Here is a 13,018-nt window from a genome sequence, read left to right on the forward strand (position 1 = left end):
GCTCAGCGGATCACGAGGGTGGCGACCAACGCCGTCGTGGCGACCGCGAACGCCACCAGCAGGGCCACGTCCCAGCTGCGCGAACGCACGATGAGCCCTCCCGAACGGCCTCCTGGTGAGACCAGCCGCACTACCGCGGCCACCGCCACGGTGGCCGCCATCGCATACCCGAAGGGCCGCAGCCCCACCAGCAGCAGGATGGCCAGCGACAGGGTCAGCCCCGCAGGGAGCAACCACCACGCTCCCAGAGGCTGGGACACCCGCCACCGCCGGTGCTCATCGGTCACCGGCTGCGCTCGCCCCTTGTTCCGCAGCGGCCACGACGTTGCTCAGCAACATGGCCCGGGTCATCGGTCCCACTCCGCCGGGGTTGGGCGAGACCCACCCCGCCACCTCCGCCACCTCGGCCGCCACGTCCCCGGCGATCTTGCCGTCCCGACGTGCCACCCCGACGTCCAGCACCGCAGCACCTGGCTTGACCATCTCGGCGCGCACCAGATCCGGCACGCCGGCTGCGGCCACCACGATGTCGGCCCGCCCCAGGTGCGCGGCCAGGTCGCGGGTGCCGGTGTGGCACAACGTCACCGTGGCGTTCTCGCTGCGTCGGGTCAGGATGAGGCCCAGGGGCCGCCCGACGGTCAGGCCCCGGCCGATGACCACCACCTCGGCGCCGTCGATGGGCACCTCGTACCGGCGCAGGAGCTCGACCACGCCGACAGGGGTGCACGGCAGCGGGGCCGGCTCCCCGAGCACCAGGGAGCCCAGGTTGACCGGATGCAGACCATCGACGTCCTTGACCGGGTCGACCCGGGAGAGCAGCGCGAACTCGTCGAGCCCGGTGGGCTGTTGGATCAGGAACGCTGTGCACGCGGGGTCTGCGTTCAGCTCGTCGACCAAGCGCTCGACCTCTGCGGCCGGAGTGCCAGCGGGCAGGTCGTGCCGGATGGAGGCGATACCGATCTCGGCGCAGTCGCGGTGCTTGGCCCCGACGTACCAGCTGCTGCCGGGGTCCTCCCCGACCAGGATCGTGCCCAGTCCGGGTCGGTGGCCGGCGTCGACCAGGTGTTCGACGCGAACCGCCAGCTCTGCCTTGATGTCAGCCAGCACGGCCCTGCCGTCGAGAATGGTGGCGCTCATGGCCGCAACTCTAGCCAGCCGCGGCCCGGCTCACCGATCGGCGACGCGCGCTGCGGGCAGCGGCGAGGCCGGCCAGGGCCGACCCGGACACGGCCAGCGCCATTCCGGCCACCAGCTGGGTGTCGACGCGGTCGCTCATCGCCGGGTTGGTCAGATCGAGCGCGGCACCCACGCCGACCTGGCTGGTGACCGCAAGCAGCCCGAAGACGAGCACCCCGGTGTGCTGCACGGCCCACGCGGCTCCGGTGATGAAGACAACCCCGCAGAGCCCGCCGGCCCATGCCCACCACGGCACATCCAGGCCGGAGGGTCGCGCGAGCCAGCCGGTGGCGGCGAGTACCGAGCCGATCAACGCCACGGTCGCCCCACCGACCGCGAAGTTGATCAGTGCCGTCACGGTCGGCACTCCGGCGGCCCGCGTGACCCGGCCGTTGAAGGCGAACTGCAGCGAGGCGAGCAGGCCGACGGTGAAGGCCACGGCAACGGGCAGCACGGCCCCCTCCAGACCGGCCCCGGGCGCTGTCCCACCGGCGGCCTCTCCGGCGGTCGCGGTGAGGGCGACCCCCACCACGGCGATTCCGGCGGCGAGGACGCGGGCACGGCTCAGGGCCTGCGCAGGCGCAGGGCCCCAGCCCTGGCGGTCGACCACCAGCGAGCTGACCACCTGGCCACCCACGACGGCCACCAGGAAGGCAGCCACTCCGACCATCGGCACGGCATACGTCTGCGTGGACACCAGCAGACCGCCGGCAACGCCACCGAGCACGTGGAACCACCGCAGCCCCCCGGAGCGCACAGCAGCAGGCACACGGGCCAGCCGTGCCCGGAAGCGCCCACTGACCAGGAGCAGACTCAAGGCTGCGAGCCCACTGAAGAAGCTGAAACCGGCCGCGGGGAACGCGCCGACCTGCTCGGCGAGCCGGCCGTTGGCCCGGGCCTGCAACGCCACCATGCTGCCGCTGAGCACGGCGACGGCGCCGGCCAACAGCAGGAGTGGAGCCACCGGCCGCTCAGTGCGCAAAGTGGCGGGTGCCGGTGAAGTACAGGCTCACCCCGGCCGCGTCGGCCGCGGCGACAACCTCCTCGTCGCGGACCGAGCCTCCGGGCGAGACGACGGCGGCCACGCCCGCGTCGAGGAGGACGTGAAGCCCGTCGGCGAAGGGGAAGAAGGCGTCAGAGGCGGCGACGCTGCCCGCGGCTCGGGAGCCCGCCCGGCGTACGGCCAGGTGCGCGCTGTCGACCCGGTTGACCTGCCCCATACCGATGCCGACGCTGGCGCCCTGGAAGCCGAGGAGGATCGCGTTCGACTTCACCGCCCGGCAGGCGCGCCAGGTGAAGGCCAGGTCGGCCAGCGTGCTCTCGCCGGCCTCGGGGCCGGCGACCCGCCGCCACCGCGTCGGGTCGTCCCCGCCGCTGTCCGTCGCTGCGGCGAGATCGTCCGGCTGCTGCAGGAGCAGCCCACCCGAGATGAGGCGGCCTTCCGGTGCCGACGTGATCGGGGCATCCACTCGCAGCAGCCGCACGTTCTTCTTCCTCGACAGCAGCTCCAGCGCCTCGGGCTCGAAACCGGGCGCCGCGACTACCTCGGTGAAGATGTCGGCGAGCCCGCGGGCCATCGCGGTGGTGACCGGCTGGTTGCTCGCCACTACTCCCCCGTAGGCCGAGACGGGATCGCACGCGTGCGCCTTGGCGTGCGCCTGGGCGACGTCCGCCCCCACCGCGATGCCACACGGGTTGTTGTGCTTGACGATGGCCACCGTCGGCTCGGTGCCATGGTCGTGTGCGGCTCGCAGTGCCGCGTCGGCGTCGACGAAGTTGTTGTACGACATCGCCTTCCCGTGCAGCTGCTCGGCTGTCGCGAGCCCCCCTTGCCCGAACGGGCCTCCCGGAGAGGTCAGATAGACCGCAGCCGCCTGGTGCGGGTTCTCCCCGTAGCGAAGCACCTGCGACCGGGCCCAGGTCGCTGCGACCCACTCCGGCGTCACGTCCGCACCGTCGTGGTCGGGCACGAGCGTGGCGGCCATCCACGACGCGACTGCCGTGTCGTAGGTGGCGGTGTGCCGGAAGGCCTGAGCGGCCAGGCGCTGACGCTGGGCCAGCGTGAAGCCCTGGTCACCCACCGCCCGCAGAACCTCGTCGTAGTCGGTCGGGTCGACCACCACGGCGACGCTGCCGTGGTTCTTGGCCGCGCCTCGCACCATCGCCGGCCCGCCGATGTCGATCTGCTCGATGCACCCGGCCACGTCGGTGCCCGCGGCCACGGTCTGCGCGAAGGGGTAGAGGTTGACCACGAGCAGGTCGAAGGCCTCGATGCCGAGGTCTGCGATGGAGCGGGTGTGCTCGTCGTTGCTCTGGTCGGCCAGCAGGCCGCCGTGCACCGCCGGATGCAAGGTCTTCACCCGCCCTCCCAGGCACTCCTCGAAACCCGTGACCTCCTCCACCGGGGTGACCGGAACGCCTGCATCCGCGATCCGCGCCGCCGTCGAGCCGGTGGAGACCAGCCTGACTCCGGCGTGGTGCAGACCGCGGGCGAGCTCCGCCAAGCCGGTCTTGTCGTAGACGGAGATCAGCGCCCGACGCACGGGGCGCCGGGACTCGGATGAAGCGTTCACGCGAGGAGGACCTTTCTGTCGTGCGTCTCGTAGCCGCGGGTCAGCACACGCCGCACCGTGCGCACCAGCAGATCCCGCTCGACGACCTTGATGCGTTCGTGAAGCGACCCTTCGTCATCGTCGGGACGGACCGGGACGGCACGCTGGGCCACGATCGGACCGGTGTCGGTGCCCTCGTCGACCAGGTGCACCGTGGCGCCGGTCACCTTCACGCCGTGCGCGAGCGCATCGGCGACGGCTCGCGTCCCCGGAAACGAGGGCAGGAGGGCGGGGTGGGTGTTGAGCACGGAACAGGCGCCCAGGACGGCCGTGCCCAGGAGCCGCATGAAGCCGGCGGTGACCACCCATCGAGGCTGGTCCGGTGGGGTCTGCCGGAGGTGTCGGCTCACCTCCGCCTCCAGCGCACCGTCCCACTGCCCGCGGTCGGGGAAGTCACCGGGCGAGCAGACGAAGGTGGGGATGCCGGCACCCTGGGCTCGCACCAGACCGCCCACCCCGGGCCGGTCGCTTCCCACCGCGGCGATCGTGACGCCGTACTCGGGGTCGTCGCACGCGTCGATGAGCGCCTGCAGGATGCTGCCGCTCCCCGAGACCAGCACCACGGCGGGCACCGGGGAGGGGGGTGAGGGTGGCACGGATGAGAGCGTAGCCCCCCGCCGCCCCCGCTAGAGGCGGCGGCGCAGGATATGCATCGTGGTGAGCACCAGGAGAGACCCCGCCACGAGCTCGACCCCCAGGGCGGCGGTCGTGCCCCAAGGCTGCGTGCCGATCGTTCCCATGAGTCCTGGGGTCATGCTGCCGGCCGCGAGCCAGCTCAGGGCCAGCACCGTGAACGCGACCCACGCGCACGCAGCCAGGGCGACCTGGGCCTTGGTCCACCAGGAGGCCAGTCGAGGGGCGGAGCGCGCACTGCGCAGGCCTATCCACCCTCCGACCAGGACGGGAAGGGCCGCCACGACGGTGACCCACATCGGGTGGGCACCGGGTTCGGGCAGAGAGGCCAGCACGGGGACGAGTGGCAGGTCGCCGGTAGTGGTCTCCTGCCAGCTCACGTGGACGGTTCCGATCGACATCCCCGGCCCGGCCATCCATCCCAGGGCCCAGAGCATCAGGTTGGGAAGCAGCAGCAGCTGGCCCAGGGTCAGGACGCCGACGCCGACGGTGCCGGTGTCCAGAGCCCCGTAGAGAGTGACGATGCGACTGCCTCGCGTCACGAGGAGGGCCACCACGATGAGCAGGGCCAGCACGCCCAACGCCGCGAGGGCCTCCCCGGCCGGCTTCAGCGCGCGTCTCGCCAGCACCGGAACGCGCAGGGCCATCCACCTCAAGGCACGGTCGATGGTGGGGTTCTCGGCTCGACGATGCTCCCGGAGCAGCGCCAGGCCGATCCCGCTCAACGGCACGAGCACCAGACCGGGTACCGCCAGCCATAGCGACGCCGCCGCCGCGCCCAGCCGGGAGACGGCGCAGATCGCGACCCCGGTGGCCAGGTAGCCCACCACGAAGGCGACGAGCTCGGCCCCGTGGACGCCGCGCCACGCCGCCGCGAACCCCTTGATCGTGTCCTTACGGGACCGGCGCGAGCCGACGTCGGGGTCGGTGAGCACGTGACGGGCGGCGTACCGGCATACCAGCACCGGGAGGGCCGTCAAGAGCAACGGGGTCAGCTGGACCGACACCTCAGGGGCGACGACCACGCCGCGGTGTGCCAGGGCCCATCCCGCCGAGGCCACACCCAGGGCCTGCCACACCGAGACCGTGGACAGCGTGTCCGCGAACCACGCCACCAGCACCGGCACCGCGACCAGGAGGTAGGTGACGAGGGCGGCGAGCCCAGCCGCCGCAGCGGCACTGGCCCACGACTGCAGCCGGGCCAGGTCCCACCACCGGATGACATCCTGCGTGGCGCGTGGCTTGCTGACCGAGGTGAGCCGGGTGGCGGTCATGATGCGCTCGTGGACAGTCATAGCAGGCCCATCGTCGCTGGCTGAAGGCGCCAATTGCCGCAGGCACACCGCGCACCACGACAGCACGTCCGGACGGTGACGCGGCGGTCGCCAGATCCTGGGCCGGCGGCCCCGGGATGGGCCTACAGCTGGGTGACGACCTCACGCATCAGCTCGGCGGTCTGTGAGGGGGTCTTGCCGACCTTGACCCCTGCCGCTTCGAGCGCTTCCTTCTTGGCCTCCGCGGTTCCCGACGAGCCCGAGACGATGGCGCCGGCGTGTCCCATGGTCTTGCCCTCGGGCGCCGTGAAGCCCGCGACATATCCGACGATGGGCTTGCTGATGTGCTCTCTGATGTAGTCGGCAGCGCGCTCCTCCGCGTCGCCGCCGATCTCGCCGATCATCACGATCGCCTCGGTCTTCGGATCGTTCTCGAAGGCCTGCAGGCAGTCGATGTGCGTCGTGCCGATCACCGGGTCCCCACCGATCCCCACGCAGGAGGTGAAGCCGATGTCCCGCAGCTCGAACATCATCTGGTAGGTCAGGGTCCCGGACTTCGAGACCAGGCCGATCCGACCGGAGGTCGTGATGTCCGCCGGGATGATGCCGGCGTTGGACTGTCCGGGACTGATCAGCCCCGGACAGTTGGGACCGATGATCCGGGTGGTGCCGCCGGCCGCTGCGTAGCTGTAGAACTCGGCGGTGTCCTTGACCGGAATGCCCTCGGTGATGACCACGACCAGCGGGACCTGCGCGTCGACCGCCTCGACGACAGCAGCCTTGGTGAAGGCTGCCGGCACGAAGATCACCGACACGTCAGCCCCGGTCTGCTCCACGGCCTCGGCGACGGAGGCGAAGACGGGCACCGAGACGTCGTCCTCGAAGTCGACGCTCTGCCCTCCCTTCTTGGGGTTGACCCCGCCGACCACGGCAGTGCCCGAGCGCAGCATGCGCTGGGTGTGCTTGCGGCCCTCGCCGCCGGTCATGCCCTGGACGATGACCTTGGAGGACTCGTCGAGAAAGATCGCCATGGCGTGCTCCTGACTGCTCAGCGGCTGGGGTTGAGGGCGAGCTCGGCGGCCTGGCGGGCGGCCCCGTCCATGGTGTCGGCCAACGTCACCAACCGATGGTCGGCCTCGGAGAGGATGCGGCGTCCCTCCTCGACGTTGTTGCCGTCGAGCCGGACGACCAGAGGCTTGTAGGCCGAGTCGCCGAGCTGTTCCAGCGCCCCGACGATGCCGTTGGCCACCTCGTCGCAGGCCGTGATGCCACCGAACACGTTGACGAACACCGAGCGCACCTGCTCGTCGGAGTGGATGATGTCGAGACCGTCGGTCATCACCTGGGCCGACGCGCCGCCCCCGATGTCGAGGAAGTTGGCCGGGGTCGCCGTCACGCCGTCCTGCTCACCGAGGTCGTGCCCGGCGTAGGCGACGACGTCCAACGTCGACATCACCAGCCCGGCACCGTTGCCGATGATGCCGACGTTGCCGTCCAGCTTCACGTAGTTCAGGTCCTTCTCCTTGGCTCTCGCCTCCAGCGGGTCGCTCGCGCCCTGGTCAGCGAGGTCGGCGTGGTCCTCGTGCCGAAAGTCCGCGTTCTCGTCCAGGCTGACCTTCCCGTCGAGAGCGATGATGCTGCCGTCGGCGGTCCGCACCAGCGGGTTGACCTCCACCAACGTGGCGTCCTCCTGCTCGTACACCCGCCAGAGGTGTTGCAGCACCTCGGCGATGGCGTCACGCTCCTCCTCCTCGAAGCCGGCCTCGGCAGTGATCCGGGCCGCCACCTCGGCGTCGATGCCCACCAGAGGGTCGACGTGGACTCTGGCGAGAGCCTCCGGACGTTCCACGGCCAGCTTCTCGATCTCGACCCCACCCTCCCGGCTGCACATGGCCAGCAGGGTGCGCTGGGAGCGGTCGAGCAACAGCGAGAAGTAGTACTCCTGGTCGATCTCGGCGCCCGCCGCGATCATCACCCGGTGCACCGTGTGCCCCTTGATGTCCATCCCCAGGATCTCACTGGCGGCCGTGGCTGCCTCCGGCGCGCTCTTGGCCAGCTTCACTCCCCCAGCCTTGCCCCGACCGCCGGTCTTCACCTGCGCCTTGACCACGACGACACCGCCACTGTCCGCGCCGATGCGGGAGGCGACGGCCTCGGCCTCGCTCGCGTCGGTGATGACCTCACCGGGAAGCACCGGTACGCCGTGCGCCTCGAACATGTCCCTGGCCTGGTACTCGAAAAGATCCACGAGTCACTTCCCGATCGTTGGTGGTTGGCGGACTGGAATCGGCTGCACCCCGCTAGGTGGTGTTCAGCTCGGAGTGCACCCACGAGGTGATCTCGCTCGTCGTCGCGCCGGGCGTGAAGACCCGGGCGACGCCCATCTCGGAGAGCAGCGGGATGTCGGCCTGGGGGATGATGCCGCCGCCGAACACCACGATGTCCTCGGCGTCCCTGGCCCGGAGCAGATCGATGACCTTGGCGAACAGCGTCATGTGCGCGCCGGAGAGGACCGACAGCCCCACGGCGTCGGCATCCTCGGCGATGGCGGCCTCCACGATCTGCTCTGGGGTCTGGTGCAGACCGGTGTAGATGACCTCGACTCCGGCGTCGCGCAGCGCACGCGCCACTACTTTGGCCCCTCGGTCGTGCCCGTCCAGGCCGGGCTTCGCCACGACCACACGCAGCGGGGAGGAGGTCATGCCAGGCACAGTAGCGCAGACGCGCTCCGCGAGGGCGGGTCGCGCTCCGCCCTCATCGATGGTCACGTTGAGGTCACGATCAGGTTGCGTTATCATAAAGTTTCTCCTGGCGGCCTGTGACTCGCCGAGCAGCACCCGACCCGACGCTCCCCTCCACGGTGGGGCACCTCCCCTGTCCATGAGGTCAACCCTGATGTCTCCTGTCTCTCGACCGCGCGACGGCGGCCGGCACCGCGATGCGGGCCACACAGCGGCGCTGCGCCCGGGGTCCCGCCTCGTGCCCGCCTTGGTCCTGGCCATGCTGTTGGTGGCTTCCGGGGGCACACCGTCGATCCCCTCAGGCGGCAGTGAGCACGCGGAGGCCCTGCTGGCTGTCGGTGCGGACCGGCCCGGCCCTCTCGGCGGGGCGGCCCGTGCCTCCTTGCGCGAGGGCAGCACGACGTCGGCCTCCCGCATTCATTCGCGCACCGCGGCGAGAACGCTGGGCACCCATGCCGGGGCCGCCCGCGCCTCGGCCACCGCTGTCTCCGCGGGGGCCTGGATGGCCACCTCGAGGGCCGCGGCGACGGTGAAGGACGCCTCCGACGAGGCGGCGAGCAGCCGGTACACGCGTCCGGTGCAGGGCCGGGTTACCTCGGAGTTCGGGCCGCGGTGGGGACGGATGCACAACGGGATCGACGTGGGGGCCCCGCACGGCGCAGGGCTGTACGCGGTCGCCGCCGCCACGGTGACCGCGACCGACTACAGCAGTGGGCTCGGGCACCACGTCACGCTTCGCTTGCCCGACGGCACCGAGGTCACCTACGGCCACATGTCGCGCATCGCGGTCGAGCGCGGTCAGCAGGTGTCAGCGGGCGCTCGCGTGGGCGATGTCGGCAACACGGGCAGGAGCACGGGGGCACACCTGCACCTCGAGGTGCGCACACCACAAGGCACGCGCATCGACCCACGCCCCTGGCTGAAGCGCCACGGCATCCTCTAGCGGCTAGAGCTTCTCCAGCGGCGCGAAACGCAACAGCAGCCGCTTGACGCCGGTCTCGCCGAAGTCCACGTGGGCCATGGTGTTGTCACCGGTCCCCTCGGTGCGCACCACGGTTCCGAGCCCGAAGGTGTCGTGGGTCACCCGGTCGCCAGCACTCACCGAGGCCACCGTGGGGGCAGGGGTGCTACGGGCCGAGCCGCGTGGGTTGAGCCGGACCACCGAGGAGCGCGACGACGCGCTGCCTCGGCCGGCGAAGCTGGCGCGGTCGGCGTCCGTGCGCTCCCACGTCACCAGGTCGGCGGGGATCTCGTCGAGGAAGCGCGAGGGAGGGTTCCACTGCGGCGCGCCGAAAGCGGACCGCGACCCGGCGCGGCTGATGAACAGGCGTTCCCGGGCGCGGGTGATGCCCACGTAGGCCAGCCGCCGCTCCTCCTCCAGCTCTCCCGGGTCGTTGAGGGAGCGCATGTGCGGGAAGGTGCCGTCCTCCATCCCGGTGAGGAAGACCACCGGGAACTCCAGCCCCTTGGCGGTGTGCAGGGTCATCAAGGTGACCACACCGCCTCCGGCCGCTGCCTGGGCGTCGGGGTCGTTCCCGTCCGCGACCGCCCCGTCGGGGATGTCGTCGGCGTCGGCGACGAGCGAGACCTGCTCCAGGAACTCGACCAGGTCACCTTCGGGGTAGTTCTCGTCGAACTCGCGACCGACCGCGACCAGCTCGGCGAGGTTCTCCACCCTGGTCTCGTCCTGAGGGTCCGCACTGGCGCGCAGGCCGGACAGATAGCCCGAACGGTCCAGGATGGCCTCGATGAGGTCACCCACTCCCCGCCCGGGATCTGCGGCCACCTGCCCGAGCTCCTCCAGCAGCGAGGTGAACCCGGTGACCGCGGCGACGGACCGCGAGGCGATGCCCGGCGCGTCCTGGGCTCGCCCCAGAGCGGCGACGAAAGAGATCCGCTCCCGGGTGGCCAGGGCCGCCACGCAGGCCTGTGCGCGGTCACCGATGCCCCGCTTGGGCACGTTGATGATGCGGCGCAGGTTGACGTCGTCCGCGGGGTTGGCCAGCACGCGCAGGTAGGCCAACGCGTCCTTGACCTCGCGGCGCTCGTAGAACCGGGTGCCGCCGACGACCTTGTAGGGCACACCGGTGCGCACCAGCACCTCCTCCAACGCCCGTGACTGGGCGTTGGTGCGGTAGAACACCGCCACGTCGGCGGGGCGCACTGCGTGCTCGTCGCCCAGGGCGTCGATCCGCTGAGAGACGAAGGACGCCTCGTCGTGCTCGTCGTCGGCGACGTAGCCGACGATCTGCGGCCCTGATCCTGAGTCCGTCCACAGCCGCTTGTCCCGGCGGCTGCCGTTGCGCGAGATCACGGCGTTGGCCGCGGCGAGAATGGTCTGGGTGGAACGGTAGTTCTGCTCCAGCACGATCGTGCGGGCCTGCGGGTAGTCCTGCTCGAACTCCACGATGTTGCGGATCGAGGCGCCGCGAAAGGCGTAGATCGACTGGTCGGCGTCGCCCACCACGCACAGCTCCGCCAGCGGAACGGCGTCGTGTTCCCCGTGCTCGCCGCTGCCCACCAGCTCGCGGATCAGCACGTACTGAGCATGGTTGGTGTCCTGGTACTCGTCCACCAGCACGTGCCGGAACCGACGGCGGTAGTGCTCCCGCACCGCGGGGAACGCCTGGAGGATGTTCACGGTGGTCGAGATGATGTCGTCGAAGTCCAACGCGTTCGCCGCCCGCAGGCGCTGCTGGTACATGGTGTACGCCGAGGCCACCATGCGCTCGTAGTGGTTGTTGCCCACCTGGCCGGCGTAGGTCTCCTCGTCGATGAGCTCGTTCTTGGCGGAAGAGACCTTGGCGGTGAACGCTCGCGCCGGATAGCGCTTGGGGTCCAGGTCGAGGTCGCGGATGACCAGAGCCATGAGCCGCTGGCTGTCCGCCGCGTCGTAGATGGAGAACGTGGATTTCATCCCGATCGTGGTGGCCTCGCGGCGGAGGATGCGCACGCACGCCGAGTGGAAGGTGGAGACCCACATCGCACGCGCCCGGGGCCCGACGAGGTCGGCCACCCGCTCACGCATCTCGGCGGCCGCCTTGTTGGTGAAGGTGATGGCCAGGACCTGCCCCGGGCTCACCCCCCGCGAGTCCAGGAGGTGGGCGATGCGGTGGGTGAGCACCCTCGTCTTGCCCGAACCGGCCCCGGCGACGATCAACAGCGGGCTGCCCTCGTGCACCACGGCCTCGCGTTGGGGCGGGTTCAGTCCCGCCAGGAGGTCGGAGAGGCCCGTCGTCGGTGCGTGCTGGGGTCGCTCCCCCGCAATGCCGTCCACGAACGGCGGCGCCTGCCCGCGCTCCTGGAGGGCCCAGACGGGCACCCCGGCGTCGTCGACCCCGGTAGGGGCGGGAAAGGTGAGGTCGTCGAACAGGCTGGCCATGTTGCCCTCAGTCTAGGCAGGAACACCGACCGCGCTTCGAGTTCGATGACCCGACCCCGTCGCGCACGCGACCAAGGTCCGGGAGGGGCGCTTCACGGCTGATAGGGAGGCGCTTCGCCCCAGCCCCAGCGAGGCACCGGCGCGCGCGGGGGTGGTGTGGCACCGAGCTGGGAGTTGGCGAGGGCCAGACGCGTTCCCCACTCCACGTAGGCGAGCAGGGCGGAACGGAACTCCGGGTCGGCGGGAAGGGCCGCGTCGTCGGCAGCCAGACTCATGGTCGAGACGAACGTCGCGCGCTGTTCTGCAGTGATCTGGAGGTTGCGGTGGTGACGCACCATGTTCGGGTAGCCGCCGTACTCCTGCGTGTACCGGCTGGGACCGCCGAAGACCTCGACCCACCAGGCCGTGACGGCTTCTCGGTGAGCGGGCGAGACGCCGCCGGGGAACACGGGGTCGAACACGTCGATGGTTTCGACCCGGTCGTAGAAGGCCCCGATGAGGCGACCAATGGCTTCTACCCCGCCCGCCCAGTCACACAGGGTCACGGGCGTCGCGACGTGGTCTTCCATCCCACCACTGTAGGCACCCGGGGTCCGCTTCCCCACGCGATTTTCGGCCGAGACGGTGGCCACACGATCGGCTGTGCTCGAGCCGCCTAGGCTGGGGCGGTGATCCGAGTCGCTACCGAAGCCGACGTACCGGCCCTGCTGGCCCTCGTGGCCGAGCTCGCCGAGTACGAGCGCGAGCCGGACGCCGCGACCGGCACCCACGAGGACTACCTCACGGCGCTGTTCCCAGCCCACGGCGAGCCGGCGGTCTTCGCGTTCGTGGCCGAGGTCGACGGCGTCGTGGCCGGTACGGCGATCTGGTTCCGGACCTTCTCGACGTGGACCGGGCGCCACGGCATCTGGTTGGAGGACCTCTACGTTCGGCCGGCCTACCGGGGGCAGGGCCTCGGCGCTGACCTGATGGCCGCGCTGGCACAGGTGTGCCAGCAGCGGGGCTATCCGCGCATGGAGTGGACCGTGCTCGACTGGAACACGGCCGCCATCGAGGTCTACGCCCATCTCGGCGCCGAGGCCATGCACGAGTGGACCACGCGACGCCTGACCGGACCGGCGCTGGGTGAGCTCGCGGCGCGGGCCCGATGACGGCCAGCGTGGGGCGCGCCCAGTCGACCGGAGCCACAGTCGACTACCT

General features: G+C 70.9%; 13 protein-coding genes. 2 read left to right on the forward strand and 11 right to left on the reverse strand.

Going from position 1 to position 13,018, the window contains the following annotated elements; all coding sequences use genetic code 11:
- Positions 1-2: 2 nt before the first annotated feature.
- From VJ976_RS09805 to VJ976_RS09845, 9 genes are all read right to left on the reverse strand, one after another.
- A complete protein-coding gene (locus VJ976_RS09805; RefSeq protein ID WP_324100028.1) occupies positions 3-260 on the reverse strand; it encodes a DUF3017 domain-containing protein in 258 nt (85 codons plus the stop codon).
- 16 nt (positions 261-276) lie between these two features.
- Positions 277-1,137 carry a bifunctional methylenetetrahydrofolate dehydrogenase/methenyltetrahydrofolate cyclohydrolase gene (locus VJ976_RS09810; protein ID WP_324100029.1) on the reverse strand — a complete coding sequence of 287 codons (861 nt, stop codon included), beginning with the start codon at positions 1,135-1,137 and terminating at the stop codon, positions 277-279.
- Between the two features lie 10 nt (positions 1,138-1,147).
- Positions 1,148-2,140 (reverse strand): DMT family transporter, encoded by a 993-nt coding sequence (locus VJ976_RS09815; protein ID WP_324100030.1) that lies wholly within the window; start codon positions 2,138-2,140, stop codon positions 1,148-1,150.
- Between the two features lie 7 nt (positions 2,141-2,147).
- Positions 2,148-3,749: a bifunctional phosphoribosylaminoimidazolecarboxamide formyltransferase/IMP cyclohydrolase gene (purH, locus tag VJ976_RS09820; protein ID WP_324100031.1), complete on the reverse strand. Its 1,602-nt coding sequence runs from the start codon at positions 3,747-3,749 to the stop codon at positions 2,148-2,150.
- Positions 3,746-4,384: a phosphoribosylglycinamide formyltransferase gene (gene purN, locus VJ976_RS09825; protein WP_324100032.1), complete on the reverse strand. Its 639-nt coding sequence runs from the start codon at positions 4,382-4,384 to the stop codon at positions 3,746-3,748. Before purN ends, purH begins: the two co-directional genes overlap by 4 nt.
- Positions 4,385-4,414: 30 nt before the next feature.
- Positions 4,415-5,716 (reverse strand): DUF6350 family protein, encoded by a 1,302-nt coding sequence (locus VJ976_RS09830; protein WP_324100033.1) that lies wholly within the window; start codon positions 5,714-5,716, stop codon positions 4,415-4,417.
- Positions 5,717-5,838: 122 nt separating this feature from the next.
- Positions 5,839-6,726 carry a succinate--CoA ligase subunit alpha gene (gene sucD / locus VJ976_RS09835; RefSeq protein WP_324100034.1) on the reverse strand — a complete coding sequence of 296 codons (888 nt, stop codon included), beginning with the start codon at positions 6,724-6,726 and terminating at the stop codon, positions 5,839-5,841.
- Between the two features lie 17 nt (positions 6,727-6,743).
- Positions 6,744-7,943 carry an ADP-forming succinate--CoA ligase subunit beta gene (gene sucC, locus VJ976_RS09840; RefSeq protein ID WP_324100035.1) on the reverse strand — a complete coding sequence of 400 codons (1,200 nt, stop codon included), beginning with the start codon at positions 7,941-7,943 and terminating at the stop codon, positions 6,744-6,746.
- 52 nt (positions 7,944-7,995) lie between these two features.
- Positions 7,996-8,397, reverse strand: coding sequence for a cobalamin B12-binding domain-containing protein (locus VJ976_RS09845; RefSeq protein ID WP_324100036.1), 402 nt, complete (start codon positions 8,395-8,397; stop codon positions 7,996-7,998).
- 277 nt (positions 8,398-8,674) lie between these two features.
- Here VJ976_RS09845 and VJ976_RS09850 point away from each other — a divergent pair, with 277 nt between their 5' ends.
- Positions 8,675-9,379 carry a M23 family metallopeptidase gene (locus VJ976_RS09850; protein WP_324100037.1) on the forward strand — a complete coding sequence of 235 codons (705 nt, stop codon included), beginning with the start codon at positions 8,675-8,677 and terminating at the stop codon, positions 9,377-9,379.
- Between the two features lie 3 nt (positions 9,380-9,382).
- Here the strand turns inward: VJ976_RS09850 and pcrA are convergent, their stop codons facing one another.
- Entirely contained in the window at positions 9,383-11,818 is a 2,436-nt protein-coding gene (gene pcrA / locus VJ976_RS09855; RefSeq protein ID WP_324100038.1) for a DNA helicase PcrA, read from the reverse strand.
- A gap of 92 nt (positions 11,819-11,910) precedes the next feature.
- Entirely contained in the window at positions 11,911-12,387 is a 477-nt protein-coding gene (locus VJ976_RS09860; protein ID WP_324100039.1) for a group II truncated hemoglobin, read from the reverse strand.
- Between the two features lie 99 nt (positions 12,388-12,486).
- Here VJ976_RS09860 and VJ976_RS09865 point away from each other — a divergent pair, with 99 nt between their 5' ends.
- Positions 12,487-12,969, forward strand: a complete 483-nt coding sequence (locus VJ976_RS09865; protein WP_324100040.1) for a GNAT family N-acetyltransferase — start codon at positions 12,487-12,489, stop codon at positions 12,967-12,969.
- Positions 12,970-13,018 lie beyond the last annotated feature (49 nt).

Source organism: Ornithinimicrobium sp. (genome assembly GCF_035267225.1).
GTDB lineage: Bacteria > Actinomycetota > Actinomycetes > Actinomycetales > Dermatophilaceae > Ornithinicoccus.